Source organism: Erwinia artemisiae, assembly GCF_051400835.1.
In the GTDB taxonomy this organism is placed as follows: Bacteria; Pseudomonadota; Gammaproteobacteria; order Enterobacterales; family Enterobacteriaceae; genus Erwinia; species Erwinia aeris.
This window is the reverse complement of sequence record NZ_JBLFFM010000002.1, coordinates 474046-491020: the sequence shown is the minus strand read 5'-3', so window position 1 is coordinate 491020 and position 16975 is coordinate 474046. Positions and strand designations below refer to the sequence as shown.

At 55.6% G+C, this 16975-nt stretch carries 14 protein-coding genes; 6 read left to right on the top strand and 8 right to left on the bottom strand.

Features of this window, described 5'->3' with window-relative positions:
• Window positions 1-310 precede the first annotated feature (310 nt).
• Entirely contained in the window at window positions 311-508 is a 198-nt protein-coding gene (locus ACMGEE_RS06950; protein WP_301729858.1) for a hemolysin XhlA, read from the top strand.
• A gap of 100 nt (window positions 509-608) precedes the next feature.
• Here ACMGEE_RS06950 and ACMGEE_RS06945 read toward each other — a convergent pair whose 3' ends face one another.
• From ACMGEE_RS06945 to ACMGEE_RS06935, 3 genes are all read right to left on the bottom strand, one after another.
• Window positions 609-1001: an RcnB family protein gene (locus ACMGEE_RS06945; protein WP_369895020.1), complete on the bottom strand. Its 393-nt coding sequence runs from the start codon at window positions 999-1001 to the stop codon at window positions 609-611.
• 362 nt (window positions 1002-1363) lie between these two features.
• Entirely contained in the window at window positions 1364-2500 is a 1137-nt protein-coding gene (locus ACMGEE_RS06940; protein ID WP_436829832.1) for an iron-containing alcohol dehydrogenase, read from the bottom strand.
• A gap of 41 nt (window positions 2501-2541) precedes the next feature.
• A complete protein-coding gene (locus tag ACMGEE_RS06935; protein WP_253454970.1) occupies window positions 2542-2922 on the bottom strand; it encodes a hypothetical protein in 381 nt (126 codons plus the stop codon).
• A 463-nt stretch (window positions 2923-3385) separates the two neighbouring features.
• On the opposite strand from ACMGEE_RS06935, the gene pqqU reads away from it, so the two are divergent.
• From pqqU to ACMGEE_RS06920, 3 genes are all read left to right on the top strand, one after another.
• Window positions 3386-5497 carry a TonB-dependent receptor PqqU gene (gene pqqU / locus ACMGEE_RS06930; RefSeq protein ID WP_436829868.1) on the top strand — a complete coding sequence of 704 codons (2112 nt, stop codon included), beginning with the start codon at window positions 3386-3388 and terminating at the stop codon, window positions 5495-5497.
• A 147-nt stretch (window positions 5498-5644) separates the two neighbouring features.
• Window positions 5645-8038, top strand: coding sequence for a glucose/quinate/shikimate family membrane-bound PQQ-dependent dehydrogenase (locus tag ACMGEE_RS06925; protein ID WP_369895017.1), 2394 nt, complete (start codon window positions 5645-5647; stop codon window positions 8036-8038).
• 172 nt (window positions 8039-8210) lie between these two features.
• The gene (locus ACMGEE_RS06920; RefSeq protein WP_436829831.1) at window positions 8211-9314 is read left to right on the top strand and encodes an ABC transporter substrate-binding protein; all 1104 of its coding nucleotides are present in this window, start codon (window positions 8211-8213) and stop codon (window positions 9312-9314) included.
• Window positions 9315-9399: 85 nt separating this feature from the next.
• Here the strand turns inward: ACMGEE_RS06920 and ACMGEE_RS06915 are convergent, their stop codons facing one another.
• The 5 genes from ACMGEE_RS06915 to ACMGEE_RS06895 form a co-directional block, all read right to left on the bottom strand.
• Complete coding sequence (locus ACMGEE_RS06915) at window positions 9400-10731, bottom strand: carbohydrate porin (protein ID WP_436829830.1); 1332 nt, start codon at window positions 10729-10731, stop codon at window positions 9400-9402.
• Window positions 10732-11076: 345 nt separating this feature from the next.
• Window positions 11077-11331 (bottom strand): CsbD family protein, encoded by a 255-nt coding sequence (locus tag ACMGEE_RS06910; RefSeq protein WP_125288512.1) that lies wholly within the window; start codon window positions 11329-11331, stop codon window positions 11077-11079.
• 216 nt (window positions 11332-11547) lie between these two features.
• Window positions 11548-11697 (bottom strand): DUF2474 domain-containing protein, encoded by a 150-nt coding sequence (locus ACMGEE_RS06905; protein ID WP_125288513.1) that lies wholly within the window; start codon window positions 11695-11697, stop codon window positions 11548-11550.
• A gap of 22 nt (window positions 11698-11719) precedes the next feature.
• Window positions 11720-12727, bottom strand: a complete 1008-nt coding sequence (gene cydB / locus ACMGEE_RS06900; RefSeq protein ID WP_125288514.1) for a cytochrome d ubiquinol oxidase subunit II — start codon at window positions 12725-12727, stop codon at window positions 11720-11722.
• 1 nt (window position 12728) lies between these two features.
• Complete coding sequence (locus tag ACMGEE_RS06895; RefSeq protein WP_125288515.1) at window positions 12729-14153, bottom strand: cytochrome ubiquinol oxidase subunit I; 1425 nt, start codon at window positions 14151-14153, stop codon at window positions 12729-12731.
• A 590-nt stretch (window positions 14154-14743) separates the two neighbouring features.
• Here ACMGEE_RS06895 and ACMGEE_RS06890 point away from each other — a divergent pair.
• Both ACMGEE_RS06890 and gntT read left to right on the top strand, forming a co-directional pair.
• The gene (locus tag ACMGEE_RS06890; protein WP_301729854.1) at window positions 14744-15088 is read left to right on the top strand and encodes a hypothetical protein; all 345 of its coding nucleotides are present in this window, start codon (window positions 14744-14746) and stop codon (window positions 15086-15088) included.
• A gap of 315 nt (window positions 15089-15403) precedes the next feature.
• On the top strand, window positions 15404-16723 hold the full coding sequence (gntT, locus tag ACMGEE_RS06885; protein ID WP_253454965.1) for a gluconate transporter: 1320 nt from the start codon (window positions 15404-15406) through the stop codon (window positions 16721-16723).
• Window positions 16724-16975 lie beyond the last annotated feature (252 nt).

The window sequence follows — 16975 nt, the reverse complement described above, 5'->3', positions numbered from 1 at the left end:
TTTCACGCATTTCACGCATTTCACGCATTTCACGCATTTCACGCATTTCACGCATTTCACGCATTTCACGCATTTCACGCACTTCACCCGTTGGCTTTTTTGCCCCTTTCACCAAAGCAGACCTCTGCCCAAATCCCGCTATCCGCTCTCCGACTAATGAAATTCTTTTTCTTTGTTGCAGTAATTTTCATCAATATTTCAGAGGATTGCCGCATTTTCCTCGCAAAAAAACGCTGGTGTTTTTTTGTTCATATCCTATGATCGCATCAAGGCTGGCTTAGGCTAAAGGGAGAAAAAAATGGAGCAAAAGATGAAGCTACTGGAAGGAAAGGTCGAGACGCTGCTGATTGACGTTGCCGTTATCAAAGCGAACTACGCCACGAAAGTCGATATAGAAAGCGTCAGAAAAGAGCTACATTCCTCGCTCAACACGCAAACCATCTGGCTAATCGCCGCGCTGTTTGTGGTGCTGGGCGTTGGGCTGGGCGTGGCCAGGCTGATTTTTTAAATGAATGCCCCTGTTTTCCTGACCATCTCAACAGGGATAAAAAAGGGCTGCTCAAAAAGGACAGCCCCCCGATCGGTCTGGTAAGGCAGATTAACTGCCGTTAGTGATGCGCGATCACCGAGACGATTGCGCCGGTCGCGATGGCAATCAGCACATAGTTACCATCAATGTTCTGCCAGCGATGGCCCGCCGGTGGCGCTTTCAGGCCGCGTTTATGCCAGTCATTTACCTGATAGCCTTCGCCGCGATATTTTTCCGGCAGCGGGCGGCCCTTGCGGAATTCCGGATGCGCTGCCTGACGGCGCTCTGCCGGATGCGCGTTGTGCCGGGGGTCGCGGTGCTGTTCTGGTTGTGAATTGCCGTGCGATGGATTGCTGTGCTGCTGCTCATGCTTAACCGGCGGCTGGCCGTCCTGCCATGGCCCCTCGGCAAACGCGCTCAGGCTGGTGGCGAATAAAAGCGCGGAGAGGGCAATAGCGCCTGACTTTTTCATTTTCATTTCCTTGCAGGTCTGATTTTTTCTGGTCGATGGCGTTAATCTGGGGGGCAGGCGGGCGCTTAACAATATCATTATTCTTAAGAAGCAGAGGTTTAACGGTTAATTTACGCTTTGCTGGCAGAAAGCTGACAGGCTTCGCCGCTTCTGTCGGGCGCGGCGGTAAAGCCTGTTGTCGCAAAAGGTAAGGCAAAGTTTGCCGCTTCTGTCGGGCGCGGCGGTAAAGCCTGTTGTCGTAAAAGGTAAGGCAAAGTTCGCCGCTTCTGTCAGGCACGGCGGTAAAGCCTGTTGTCGCAAAAGGTGAGGCAAAGTTCGCCGCTTCTGTCGGGCGCGGCGGTAAAGCGGGATTACGGCAAATATCAGGCGATATGGAACGCCTGCTCCAGCATAAAGCGCAGCTGCGCCTCGCTGTACTCGATCAACGCGTTCTTGCTGTTGGCGCGTGTCAGGATCCAGTCGGCCTCGGCCTGCGTGAGCGGCGGCGGATCCTGCCAGAAAGGCGTGATGGCTTTATCCTGTAGCCATGAGGCCAGCATACGCGCGGGCGGCAGCGTAAAACCGGGGAAAAGCGCGACGGCCAGCTCGTCCATCAGCTTTTGCTGTTGCGCATTTTCACTGTCGTTCAGCAGCTGTAAGAACGGCAGCAGCAGACGCCCGCACACTTCGCCGTGGTGATAGTCTTTAATCGCGCCCAGCTCGCCTGCAATACCGTGGATTACGCCCAGCCCGGCCATGCTCAGGCTCAGCCCGCCCTGCCAGGAAGCAATCATCATCTGTTCGCGGGCTAAATCGCCCTGTTCGCCAGGGTCGTTCAGATAAGGCCACGCGCTGAGAAAAGCGCGCAGGCCGCTAAGGGCAGCATGACGGCTGAACAGATTGCCTTTGGCAGACAGATAAGCTTCAAAAAGATGGGTGAAAGCGTCGATAGCGCAGCAGGCCAGCACGTGGTCTGGCGCGCCGCGCAGCAGATCGGGATCGAGGATCGCAACGTGCGGCACAAAATGGGCGTGACGCAGCGAAGCCTTCACTTTGATGTCGGCTTTATCTGTTACCACCGCGTTTTGCGTCGCCTCGCTGCCGGTTCCGGCCGTGGTTGGTACCGCAATCACGGGCAGCGTGTTGCCGCTTATCGGCGTATCGCCCACCTTTTCCAGATAGCGCAGAGTATTTAACGGATGCTGACTTACGGCGGCAAAGGCTTTAGCGGCGTCCAGCACGCTGCCGCCGCCAATTGCCACCACGCGCGCGGCCCGCTCGCGCCAGCGTGCCACCCAGCCGTCGATTTCTTCAGGCGATGCTTCGTGGCGCACCACTTCAATCCCGATCAGCAGCGGCTCCAGCTCGGCTTTTATTTTTTGCCAGGCTTCGCTCTGTAAAAATGAGTTGGCGCAAAACAGCAGCGTCGGCTGCGGATCTTCGCTTAGCAATGGCACCAGCTTGTTCAGGCTGCCACGGCCAAAAAAGGTTTGTCGGTTTGCTATCTGACTGACGATCATTTCTGTCCCTCGGCACTTAAAATAAAAACAGGTTTGCGCACTCAGATGGCGCGCGCAGGGCAGCTGAAGGTAATCATCCTGTCCTGCTGCGCGTTGATCACGCTAAAGCGGGTATCGGAAAGCCGCTGCGCCAGCCAGCCCTCTCTGGTCACGGCAGAAGGAATATATTGCTGCGGGTTACTGGAGTAAAGCTCGCCGCTTTCCAGCTTCAGCTTGTCCATAGTGACGTGAAAAGAGGTAAAGCGGTCGATAATTTTACCTTCGGTATTGCCCAGAACCTGGCCGCTCAGCGTTTCGACTTTACCTTCGCAAACCATACCGCTATTGCCGGAGGAACAGGCAGACAGCAGCAGCGGGGCCGCAATCAGTAAAGCCGTCGTGGGGAAAAGGTCGGAGAGTTTTAGTGGATCCAGCCAGCGCATGATATTCCCTTAACAACGGATAATGGCCTAAGTATAGCCTTCGCTCTGGATCCGCCCTGTAAAAGCGCAAAACCGCACAAAAAGCGGGGTCAAGCCGCGCCGCGCGGGGATGTAACGAACCTATTATCATTTTGTGGCTTATTGCTGAATCAGTTCAGCCAAATCTTTAACAACGGTTGCAAACAGGTTATTGAGTGCTACAATCCGGACGTTTTTGATACTTTCATCTTATTCTCAGCCTGCGCACAGGCGTTTGCACGGGCGGAAAGCGCAATTACCCTTATTTTGCAGGGGATTAGCAGGCAAGTTTCAAAACAGCTTGTATACTTTTTCTGCGCTGGCGATTTTATCGACAGCAGAGAAGCTTTATCGGGCGTCAGGCTGCACGCATTCTGGCAACGAATTGATCAACCGAACCAATCCTGTGAATAGAAAATCTGCTCTTTTATTGACGCCGCTGGTCCTGCTTCAGCCTGCGACCAGCCATGCACAGTCTGCCGCCGCGCAGAAGGATGCCGCCTCCACGCCGGAGAGCTCGCTGATGGTCATCAAACAGCGCAGCGGGCTTTCTGAACTGGATACGCCAGCCGCCGTCAGCGTGGTCAGCGGTCAGCAGCTGCGCAACAGCGCGCCACAGGTGAATCTGTCAGAAACGCTGGGCAGCGTGCCCGGCCTGCAAATTCAGAATCGACAGAACTACGCACAGGATCTCCAGCTCTCCGTTCGCGGCTTTGGCAGCCGTTCCATGTACGGCGTGCGCGGCGTGCGCGTCTATGTTGACGGCATCCCGTCCACCATGCCGGACGGGCAGGGCCAGACGTCTAATATAGATATCAATTCGGTTGATAAGGTTGAAGTGCTGCGCGGCCCTTACTCCGCCCTTTACGGCAACGCTTCCGGCGGCGTGGTAAATATCGACAGCGAAACCGGCAGCCAGCCGACCACCTTAACCGCAGGCACTTATTACGGCAGCTACGGTAGCTGGCGCAACAGCGTTAAAGCGAGCGGCGCCACCGGCGACGGTACGCATGCGGGCGACGTAAACTATATGATTTCCGGGTCGCGTTTCACCACGCACGGTTTCCGCGACCAGAGCGGCACGCAAAAAAGCCTGGGCAACGGCAAATTCGGCGTGCGTATCGATGATGTCAGCACGCTGACGCTGATGTTTAACAGCGTTTCGGTGGATGCCAACGATCCGGGCGGCCTGACCCGCGACGAGTGGAAAGCGAACCCTCGCCAGTCGCCGCGCGGTGAGGCCTACAATACTCGCAAGAGTCTTGACCAGACCCAGCTGGGCCTGCGCTATCAGCGCGAAATGAGCGATAACGATCGGCTTACGCTGACGGCCTGGCACGGCGAGCGTCACACCACGCAGTATCAGTCGATCCCCGTCGCCGTACAGAAAAACCCGGCTTATCCGGGCGGCGTGATCGTGCTGGAGCGTAAATATTCCGGCGTGGATACGCGCTGGCAGCACGACGATCGGCTCGGTTCCGTGCCGTTCAGCCTGATCGGCGGCCTGGACTATGAAACCCTGACCGAACGTCGTCAGGGATTTGAAAATTACCGTATCGATAACGGCAGCACGCTGTTGGGCGAAAAGGGCAGCCAGCGCCGCAACGAAAAGAACGTGATGTGGAATCTCGATCCTTATCTGCAAACCAGCTGGAACCTGACCCCAAAATGGACGCTGGATGCCGGGCTGCGCTACAGCACCGTCAGCTTTGATTCCACCGACTATTATATGACCGCCGGCAACGGTGACGACAGCGGCAGCAAGCGCTATCACAAGCTGTTGCCGATGGGCTCGCTGAATTATGCGCTGACCGACGCCTCCAATCTTTACTTCTCTGCCGGTCGCGGTTTTGAAACGCCGACGATTAACGAGCTTTCCTACCGCTCCATCAGCGGCAGCCAGACCGGGCTGAACCTGGGCCTGAAGCCGTCAACCAGCGACACCTTCGAGCTGGGCAGCAAAACCCGTATCGGCTACGGTTTATTTACCGCCGCGCTGTTCCAGACCAATACCGATAACGAGCTGGTGGTGGCGCAAAGCAGCAACGGCCGCTCCGTGTATAAAAACGCGGGTAAAACCCGGCGTCGCGGCCTGGAGCTGGCGCTCGATCAACAGTTCGCCGAAAACTGGCAGCTGAAAATGGCCTGGACGCTGCTGGACGCTACCTACCGCAACGAAACCTGCGATAGCGTCGGCAGCTGTACGCCTTCCGGCAATCGCCTGCCGGGTGTGGCGAAGAATATGGGCTACGCTTCTTTAGGCTGGCTGCCGGAAGAGGGCTGGCACGCGGGCGCGGAAGTCCGCTATATGGGCAGCATTCAGGCCGACGATGAAAATGACGCTAAGGCGCCATCCTATACCGTTGCCAGCCTGAATAGCGGCTATCGTTTTAACTGGGATAAGTGGTCGCTCGATACCTTTGCCCGCGTCGATAACCTGTTTGACAAAGAGTACGTCGGATCGGTCATCGTTAACGAAGGCAACGGACGCTACTACGAACCGGCGCCGGGACGGAATTACGGCGTCGGCGCAACGCTCACTTATACCTTTATGTAAACTCTAATCCAGAACAGCCTGCCGTCGGGCGTAAGCCTGGCGGCAGGTTCAAAGCACCGGGATGGATAAGCTGTATGTAACCGGGTGTTTTTTTACGATTGGGCTGCTGCCTAATCGAAGACGTTAAATTTTGGTAAGGTCCATACTATGCAAAGTAAAGCACCGTTATCACGGACTCTCGTGATCCTTACGGCTGTATTTGCCGCACTCAGCGGGTTATACCTGCTGATTGGCGGTATCTGGCTGGCCAAACTCGGCGGCTCGTTCTACTACATCATCGCGGGTGTGGTTGAACTGGTTGTTGCCTGGCTGCTGTTCCGTCGCCGTTCTTCAGCGCTGATGCTGTATGCGGTATTCCTGCTGGCAACGCTTATCTGGTCGTTGTGGGAAGTAGGCTCAGACTTCTGGGCGCTGACGCCGCGTCTGGACGTGACCTTCTTCCTCGGCCTGTGGCTGGTGCTGCCTTTCGTTTACCGTGGATTGTCTCAGGGCAAAGCGGCACGCGGCGCGCTGAGCGCGGTGCTGGTGGTTACGGTTATCGCCCTGGCTTACGCGGTGTTCAACGATCCGCAGGAAATCAACGGCTCGCTCAGCACGGAACAGGCCGCGAACGCTGAAAAATCGGCTGACGGCATCGCTGCCGGCGACTGGCCTGCTTACGGTCGTACCCAGGCCGGCACTCGCTATTCGCCGCTGACGCAGATCAACGATAAAAACGTTGGCCAGCTGAAAGAAGCGTGGACCTTCCGTACCGGCGATATGAAGCGCCCAACCGATCCGGGCGAAATGACTGACGAAGTCACCCCGATTAAAATCGGTGATTCCCTGTACCTGTGTACGCCTCACCAGATCCTGTTTGCGCTGGATGCGGCTACCGGTAAAGAGAAGTGGAAATTCGATCCGCAGCTGAAAACCGATCCTTCCTTCCAGCACGTAACCTGCCGTGGCGTTTCCTATCATGAAACCCCGGCGGCGGCCGATGTGCCGGCTGGCGGCAAGCCTGCGCTGTGCGCACGTCGCATTATCCTGCCGGTGAACGATGGTCACCTGTACGCACTGGATGCGGAAACCGGCGCGCTGTGCCCGGAATTCGGTGAAAACGGCAAGCTGAACCTGCAGCAGAACATGCCTAACGCGCGCGCTGGTGCTTACGAACCGACTTCTCCGCCAATCGTTACCGATACCACTATCGTTGTGGCCGGTGCGGTAACCGATAACTACTCCACCAAAGAGCCTTCTGGCGTGGTGCGTGGTTTCGATGTCAACACGGGTAAACTGCTGTGGGCATTCGATCCGGGCGCGAAAGATCCGAACGTGGTGCCGGAAGGCGAGCAGCACTATGTGGCTAACTCACCTAACTCGTGGGCGCCTGCTGCTTACGATGCCAAACTGGATCTGGTTTACCTGCCAATTGGCGTAGCTACGCCGGATATCTGGGGCGGTAACCGCACGCCAGAAATGGAGCGTTACGCGACGGGTATGCTGGCGCTGAATGCGACCACCGGTAAAGTGGCCTGGTTCTACCAGACCGTTCACCACGATCTGTGGGATATGGATGTGCCGGCCCAGCCGACGCTGGCGGACATTACCGTTAAAGACGGCAGCACCGTTCCGGTTATCTATGTACCAACCAAAACCGGCGATATCTTCGTTCTGGATCGTCGTAGCGGTAAAGAAGTCGTTCCTGCGCCAGAAACGCCAGTGCCTCAGGGCCCGGCAAAAGGCGACCGTCTGTCTCCTACTCAGCACTTCTCTGAGCTGACCTACCGTCCAAAAGACAAGCTGTCCGGCGCGGACATGTGGGGCGCGACGATTTACGATCAGCTGATCTGCCGCGTGATGTTCCACAGCCTGCGTTATGAAGGCCCGTTCACGCCACCGTCAGAGCAGGGCACCCTGGTATTCCCGGGTAACCTGGGCATGTTCGAGTGGGGCGGTATTTCAGTTAATACCGATCGTCAGATTGCCATTACCAACCCAATGGCGCTGCCGTTCGTTTCCCGTCTGATCCCACGTGGTCCAAATAACCCAATGTGGCCGGATGAGAACGACAAAGGCGGTAGCGGCAGCGAGACTGGCGTTCAGCCGCAGTACGGCGTGCCGTACGGCGTGACCCTGAACCCGTTCCTGTCTCCGCTGGGCTTCCCTTGTAAGCAGCCAGCATGGGGCTACATCTCTGCGGTTGACCTGAAAACCAACGATATCGTGTGGAAAAAACGCATCGGTACCGTTCGTGACAGCTCGCCGGTGCCGCTGCCGTTCAAAATGGGTATGCCTATGCTGGGCGGCCCAATCTCTACGGCGGGTAACGTGATGTTTATCGGCGCAACGGCGGATAACTATCTGCGTGCGTTCAACGTCACCAACGGCGAAAAACTGTGGGAAGCGCGTCTGCCAGCTGGCGGCCAGGCAACCCCAATGACCTATGAAGTGAACGGCAAGCAGTACGTGCTGATCGCGGCAGGTGGTCACGGCTCCTTCGGCACCAAGCTGGGCGACTATATCGTTGCCTATGCGCTGCCGGACGATGCGAAAAAATAAGTCCGAAGCCGCTGGCTTCTGACGAATAACAAGGGTGGCCTTCGGGCTGCCCTTTTTTTATAGGTTGGCGACAGGGCGCAGAGCCTGCCCAACAGGAGCGCCGCCGAAAGAGAAGCAATGCAGAATGATTATCGGTATAGTCAGCCTCGCTTATTTTTAAAGGAGAGATGCAATGATCCGCCGCTGGCTGTTACTGGCTTCCCTGGCTGTGTCTGCGGGCGCCGCCGCGACTACCTATCCGCTACAGATTACCGATATGGATAATCAAAAAATCACCCTGGCCAAAGAACCGCAGCATGTCATCCTGCAGGACGGTCGTGACATCATGGCGCTGGCCTTGCTTGATCGGGAGAACCCTTTTCATCGCGTCGTAGCCTGGAATAATTTGCCGAAAAAGCAGGATCCGCAGACCTGGGCACTGCTCAGTAAAACCTGGCCGGAAGCAGCTAAGATCATTGATATGGGCTTTAATGACCAGGGACAGGTGAATCTGGAAAGCGTGGTGGCGCAGCAGCCGGATCTGATGATCGCTCAGCTGCGCGCCAAAGCGGCATTAAAGCAAACTGGCGTGTTGGATACGCTGCAGCGCCTGCATATCCCGGTCATGTTTATCGATTATGAACTGCACCCGGCGCAGAACACTGCCAACAGCATCACGCTGCTGGGCAAGGTGCTGAACCAGGAGCCGCGCGCGAAGGCTTATACGGATTTTTATCACCAGCGTTTTGATGCCATGCAGCAAACCATTGGGCAGATCGCTAAAAAACCTACGGTCTTTATTGAACCGATAGCGGGCAACTCGGACAGCTGCTGCTTTACGCACGGCCATAACGGCTGGGGCGGTCTGGTAGAAGCCGTTGGCGGTAAAAACATCGGCTCGGCGCTGCTGCCCGGGGCTTCAGGCTTTGTCGCGCTGGAGAAAATTATCGCCATGAAACCAGACGTTTATATTATGACAGGCTCGAAACGGCCGAATAAAAACGTGCTGCCGTTTGGCTATAACGTGTTGCCGCAGGAGGTAAAAACGACCTTTACCACGCTGGTCAACCGCAGCGGACTTCAGCAGATTACGCCGGTGCAGCAGGGCAGGGTGTACGGGATTTACCATCATTTCTACAATCACCCGTATAACATTATCGGGATGGAAATTCTGGCGCGCGATCTTTATCCACAGGCGTTCAGCAAGCTGGATCCCACCGCCGATTTCCACCAGATTATTACCCGCTTTACTAAATTGCCTGATGCGCCCGTCACCCTCAGCTATGCGCAGCAGTAAACGACGGCGTTTGTGTGGATTGATAACGTAAGGGAAGAGGCATTGCGGGGAAAAAAAGCGGGCCGTAAAGCCCGCCTGAACACCATCAGAAGTTGATGGTAGCGGTAATGCCGCCAACAAAGGCATCTTTCACTTCACTGACTGCACCCGGCGATGCAACGTATTGCAGGTTAGGACGCAGGTTCATCCAGTTAGTGACGTGCGCGTTGTAATAAATCTCGTAGTTATATTCCGAACCGCTCTGGATCGGCAGATAAGTTGGATTATCGTAATCGTTCACGCCGTTTTCCCGGTTGGTCTGACGCAGCATTTTGCTGTAGTCGTCATTGACGTGAATACGCGCCGCGCCGATACCGATTTCATCTTCCGTACGGGAGTCAAACGGCCCGGTCCAGACCAGCGCCAGCGACTGGTAATTGTCGGTTTTCGAGGTCTTGTGATCGTTCATTACGCCCTGGGCCACAATGCTCAGGCCGCGCTTGTTATCGCCGCCCATCGCGAACAGCTGCTGTTGTAACAGCAGGTAGCCGCCGTAAGAGTGGTTATCCTCGCCGTATTGACCGTTGCTGTAAGAGCTGTAGTTGTCGCCTTTTACCGAAGAGTAGTAGAAGCCCGCGCGGTAGTTGCCCTGCAGCTTATCCGCGCCCAGCGTCGGCTGCCAGCCCAGCTCGATCGGTACCAGATTGCCTTCGGTAGGGCTGCCGTCAAGGCGGAAGCCGTTGCCGGTGTCGTAGTTGGAAGGCGTCTGGTTATAGAAGCCGACCTGCAGGAAGACTTCCGGCGTAAAGTTGAACTTCACGCGGCCGCCCCACTGGGAAACCGGCCAGTTATACCAGCGATCGCCACGCCAGTTGCCCGCCTGACCGCCGCCGAACGCCAGGTTCTGGAACTTGCTTGGCCAGCTGTCGAAGTCTTCACCCACGGTTACGCGACCCGCTTTCACTTCCACCGTGTGGTCAAAGAAGCCTTTGTTGATCCAGAACTGCGTCAGACGCCAGGTTTGTCCACGTCCCCAGACTTCCTGCACCGATGACAGGCCGCCGGAGCGCGGATCGTTGATATAATCCGTCAGGTTCTGGCCGTTACGGCTGGTGATGGTTGCCTGAAATTGGGTATCGGTCCAGTTCAGCAGTTTTTCCAGGTCCAGCGTGGTGCCGAAGCCCCACTGATCGGTATAGCGTGCCGACGTGGACTGGTTATAGCCGCCGGAGAAATTGCTGGCGGATTCCATGGTGTAGTTCACCTGAAACTGCACGCCGTCCTGCTCAAGCTGGCTACGGTTGCCGCCCCAGTCGCCAAAGGCGTAAGGCGAGTCGATGCTGAGCGGCGCGTAGTCCGCCAACGCCTGGCCGGAGGCCAGCAGTAATCCAACACCACAGAACGCCACTGTTCTTTTCAAGGTGGATTCGCTTTTCATATTGGGAAACCCTGTTTTAGTGATAGCGCTGCGCTTCCACAAGCGGAAACGCGGTCGCGGCCATCATGCTTTTATCAGCATTATCTCCGGCACAATGCGTACTGTAAGGAGGAAACGGCTGACTAAAGGCGGGAGCGATGGCCTGTGCGGCAGAATGAAAGCACTAATTCGGAATTTTATTGTTATAAATAGTGCTGAATAAGTCCGGGTTTTGCCAAAAAAGCGGCATGGATCACGGTTTGCAGGGCCTGTGCGGGCGAGGGCGGGGGAAAAACGGACGAAACGACGAATGACGGGCAAAAAAAAGGGCCGGATAACCGGCCCTGATGCAGTAACGTTACGCGACTAGCGGCGACCGAAAATCTTCGCGGCAAGGAAGCCCACGCCCGCGGCAATCGCCAGCGAAACGAAAGGGGAATCCTGCGTTTTGGTCTTCACGCAGTCCAGCGCATCGTCAACGGCATAAGAAGCTTTGGCTGCGCCCTGACGAACCTTGCCTTTGAACTCATGCTCCGGAGACTCGGCGGCCTTACCAAACTGCTCCTGGCCTTTGCCCAGCGCTTCTTCGGCTTTATCGTTAGCTTTATCTAGTAGACTCATAGTGCCTCCTTCTTGATGACATGATTTCCTCATGAGAAATTAAAGCATAGACCATCAGTGAAGGCTTGCCGCTGCGGTTATGTGTAAATTTATGAATGATGTAAAGAAAAAGCGGTAAAAGGCTCGGATAGTTCCTGGCCTTACGCGCTTTAAGTACGCCAGGCATAAAAAAAGCCCACGCGGACGTGGGCTTTCAAACAACCGGCAATCAGAGTATCAGTGAGACTTCATGCCAGCTGCGGTCATCATAAAGCGAAACAGTGTCGCGACAACGCCAAGCGCCAGCACGCTGCCTGCATAAATGACGGCCAGCCACAGGATGCGTTTCCACACCGGAAGCTTAGGCGCCTGCTGAGTTTCAACCATACTATCCTCCGATAAGCCGTAATTAATGGTAATGCTCGTCCGGTTTGATCTTCCCGCGGAACACGTAGTAGCTCCAGAAGGTGTAGAACAGAATAACCGGGATAATCAGCAGCCCGCCAACCAGCATAAAGCCCTGGCTCTGCGGTGGCGACGCCGCCATCCAGATGGTGATGTGTGGCGGAATAATGTTTGGCCACACGCTGATGCCCAGACCGGTAAAGCCCAGGAAAACCAGCGCCAGCGTCAGCAGGAACGGCGAGTAGTGCGCATGACGCTTCAGCGCGCGCAACAGCGCGATGGAAGCCAGCAGCACCAGTACCGGTACCGGCAGGAACCAGAACAGGTTAGGCAGCGTAAACCAACGATGCATAATGTCGGCGTGCTCCAGCGGCGTCCAGACGCTGACGATAGCGATAATCGCCAGCAGCACCAGCAGCAGGGGCTTAGTGATCGCGGTCATTTTGCGATGCAGCTCGTTCTCGGTTTTCATAATCAGCCAGGTGCTGCCCAGCAGCGCGTACGCCACGACCAGACCCAGACCACAGAACAGCGAGAATGGCGTCAGCCACAGCAGCTCAGGGCCGCTGTAGGCACGGTTAGTTACTTCAAAACCGTTGATAAAGGTGCCCAGCACCACGCCCTGGCTGAAGGTCGCCAGGAACGAGCCCACGATAAAGGACTTGTCCCAGAACGGACGGTGCACTTCGGTTGCCTTAAAGCGGAACTCAAACGCCACGCCGCGGAAGATCAGACCAATCAGCATCAGGGTCAGCGGCACGGAAAGCGCATCCAGGATCACCGCATAGGCCAGCGGGAAGGCGCCATACAGCGCCGCGCCGCCCAGTACCAGCCAGGTTTCGTTGCCGTCCCACACTGGCGCGACGGTATTGACCATCATGTCGCGCTCGGCGGCATCTTTATTGAACGGAAACAGAATACCGATACCCAGATCGAATCCGTCCATCACGATGTACATCAGCGTCGAGAAGACGATGATGGTGAACCAGATAATAGAAGTATCAATGCCCACGTTATTTATCCTTTTCCGGCGCGTTTAACTTTTCTTTCACGGCAGACAGAGGACGCGCCTGAGTATGACGTGTGCCAGGGCCGCCTTCAGGTTCATCGTGGCCTTCGCCCTGTTTCGGTCCTTTTTTGATCAGGTTAAACAGGTAGATATAGCCCACGCCGAACACCGACATATAGACCAGGATAAAGGCGAGCAGGCTGATGCTCATATGCATCTCGCCGTGCGCCGATACCGCGTCTTTGGTACGCAGCAGGCCATAAACCACCCACGGCTGACGACCAATCTCGGTGGTGAACCAACCCGCCAGCAGCGCGATCAGACCGGAAGGGCCCATCAGCAGCGCGAACCACAGGAAAGGACGCGAGGTGTACAGGCGTTTGCGATAACGCAGCCACAGGCTGACCACGCCCAGGGTAATCATCAGCATGCCCAGGCCGGCCATCACGCGGAATGACCAGAACACGATCAGCGAGTCAGGACGATCCTCTTTCGGGAAGGTCTTCAGCGCCGGCACCTGCTTGTCCAGGCTGTGCGTCAGGATCAGGCTGCCCAGGTAAGGAATTTCCAGCGCGTATTTGGTTTTTTCCTGCTCCATATCCGGGATACCGAACAGGATCAGCGGGGTAGGTTCGCCCGGCGGGTTTTCCCAGTGGCCTTCAATCGCCGCGATTTTCGCCGGCTGATGCTCAAGCGTATTCAAACCGTGGGCATCGCCCAGCACCGCCTGGATTGGCGATACGATCAGCGCCATCCACAATGCCATAGAGAGCATTTTGCGAATTGCCGGCGTGTCGTTTTTGCGCAGCAAATGCCAGGCAGCGGAAGAGCCAACAAAGAAGGCGCTCGCCAGGAAAGCCGCGGTGGACATATGCAGCAGGCGGAACGGGAAGGACGGGTTAAAGACAATCTTAAACCAGTCTACCGGCACCACCAGCCCATCCTGAATGGCATAGCCCTGCGGCGTCTGCATCCAGCTGTTAGAGGCGAGGATCCAGAAAGTAGAGATGATGGTGCCCAGCGCTACCATGCAGGTCGCGAAGAAGTGCAGGCCCGGCCCCACGCGGTTCCAGCCAAACAGCATCACGCCCAGGAAGCCGGCTTCCAGGAAGAATGCGGTAAGCACTTCGTAGGTCAGCAGCGGACCGGTGATGCTGCCCGCAAACTGCGAGAAGCCGCTCCAGTTGGTGCCGAACTGATACGCCATCACCAGGCCGGACACCACGCCCATACCAAAGTTGACGGCGAAGATTTTCGACCAGAAGTGGTACAGGTCGCGATAATCTTCGTTTTTCGTTTTCAGCCACAGACCTTCCAGCACCGCCAGGAAGCTGGCGAGCCCGATGGTGATAGCCGGGAAGATAATATGGAAGGAAACGGTAAACGCGAACTGTATCCTCGCCAGGTGGAACGCATCTAATCCAAACATTGCTGACCTCGATCTAACATAAACTGCCTTTCTTTTTTATTTACCGCACGTTAACAATAGAGCTGCAGTGCAGTCCCTGTTTATGCGGTTATTTCAACGAAGTTTGATCCTGAGACCAAATCGGGAGAAGGAGTAGCAACAGTAATAGGAATCTCAGATATAACAGCATGGATCTTTGCGATGAATTGTTTCACCGCTGCGTTAAATTATTGACTCCTATTGTTAAACTATAATTACCTCTTGCTACATTTGTGTAAAAATAATGTGCTTTTCAGCGCGTGAAAACGTTTTCATTGCGTTTTGACGCCTGTGGACGGGTGAGCCAATAAAAAAAGAAACTTATCTTTTTTTTATAATAGCGCGTAGCACAGAAACTTAACAGAATATCAATCCTGCGAATAAGCGCACAAATTGGAAATTAAACTGCCGATTAACGCCCCTACAGAAGCTAATGTTATCTTTATGTTGCCATTAGGATTTCTGAGGTTTAAAAATTGCGTGAATGATTGTTACCACCGGGCTGATAGTTCCCGAAAGCAATCATCGTTACGCAAAGCAATGTAAATGTTAAACCAGAAAAACGCATTTCGATGCATACAGAATTATTTTGTTACATTATCTTTGGCTTTAAGTCAAATTTGCTTGTTGCAGGTCAAGTCGGCGGACTAAAAAGTATGTGTATGGATTTGCCACAGGGACAGGAGGATGACGGCCATAGTGTTAACATTATTACCGATGTATCTGGCTTCCTTAGCGTCGGCCCAGACAATCTGGCCATGATGAGCGTGGCGATACGGCAGGGCAGGCGGCCCTCACTGGCTTTAGCTGCTGACGTTATGAGTGGCTTTCCGTGCCGGGCGGTATTCGGCAGCTATACGCCGCTTTTCCAAACCGCTATAGCCGCCCAAACTTACCTGGGTGCGGCGTCTGATTGAGGCAGCTTTTGCGCTCTTTTTGGCGCTGCCGGTATTGGCTTGTTGATTAAAAGGCAGACCGCTGTTTAAAACAGGGTTGGCCTTGCGGTCAGGCTGGGTTCTTCTCACAGTTGTTATCATTACGTAAAAAACGGTAGTAACAAAAGTTTGATCTTCATCTCAAATTGTAAATTCCTCTGCGGCAGCCCATTTTAGTTGCGCCATGTTACCGTTAACATGCCAGCAGCAGGTCACTACCTGTCTGTTGTTCCCTACTTATGCCTGCCGCATCTGGCAGAAAAACAGAAGCGGCCCACAGGCTGCCGGAGAAACATCATGCCAATACTCTTTGTCGTCATCGGCGTAGCGCTGCTGCTGTTGCTGATGGTTCGTTTCAAGCTGAACGGTTTTATCGCCCTGATCCTCGTGGCGCTGGCGGTGGGCGTTATGCAGGGAATGCCCGTCAATAAAGTTATTACCTCAATAAAAGCCGGCGTTGGCGGTACGCTGGGCAGTCTGGCGCTGATTATGGGATTTGGCGCAATGCTGGGGAAGCTGCTGGCGGACTGCGGCGGCGCGCAGCGCATCGCCACTACGCTTATCAATAAGTTTGGCAAGGATCACATTCAGTGGGCGGTGGTGCTGACTGGCTTTACCGTCGGCTTCGCGCTGTTTTACGAAGTTGGCTTTGTGCTGCTGCTGCCGCTGGTATTGTCGATCGCGGCGGCGGCCCGCGTGCCGTTGCTGTTTGTTGGCGTGCCGATGGCGGCCTCGCTTTCGGTGACGCACGGGTTTCTGCCGCCGCACCCAGGCCCCACGGCTATAGCAACGCTGTTTCATGCCGATATGGGCAAAACGCTGCTGTACGGCACGCTGCTGGGAATCCCGACGGTAATCCTGGCCGGGCCGGTATTTGCACGCTTTTTAAAAGGAATTGATAAGCCGGTGCCGCAGGGGTTGTATAACCCGAAGAGCTTTAGCGAAGCGGAGATGCCGACGTTTGCAGTCAGCGTCTGGACGGCGCTGGTGCCGGTAGTGCTGATGGCGGTGCGCGCGGTGGCGGAGATGGTGCTGCCAAAAGGGCATATATTGCTGCCGTACGCGGAGTTTTTCGGCGATCCGATTATGGCCACCCTGATTGCGGTGCTGATTGCCATCTTTACGTTTGGGCTGAATCGTGGCCGCACCATGGAGCAAATTACGGACACGCTGGGCGATTCCATTAAAATCATCGCCATGATGCTGCTGATTATCGGCGGCGGCGGTGCCTTTAAGCAGGTTCTGGTCGACAGCGGCGTGGATAAATATATCGCCAGCCTGATGGAGGGCAGTTCGGTATCGCCTATTTTGATGGCATGGTCTATTGCCGCCGCGCTGCGTCTGGCGCTGGGGTCGGCCACGGTTGCGGCGATCACCGCAGGCGGGATTGTGGCGCCGATTATTGTCACCACGGGCGTCAGCCCGGAGCTGATGGTGATTGCGGTGGGATCCGGCAGCGTGATTTTCTCGCACGTTAACGATCCTGGTTTCTGGCTGTTTAAAGAGTACTTTAACCTGAGTATCGGGGAGACGCTGCGCTCCTGGTCAGTGCTGGAAACGATTATTGCGGTATGTGGGCTGGCAGGCTGCCTGCTGTTACAGATGGCGCTGGGGTAATGTCGCGGCGGAGCTGGCGCAAGGCAGTGATGCTGGAGTCAAAGTCGCTGCAAGCCTGATGTAAGGCAGAAAGGGCAGATCGGAACACGGACACGCCGTGAATCTTTCCCTGGAGGCTCGGTTGGCGCGTCCATGCGCCAAACGGTCCGCTTATCCGCTCAGCCCTTTCTGCCCTCTGACTGTGGCATTGCGGTAAGAGAGTGGCGGCCAGCCTGAAGCAGAGCGATAAAGGGTGTGATGCTGTACGTAGGG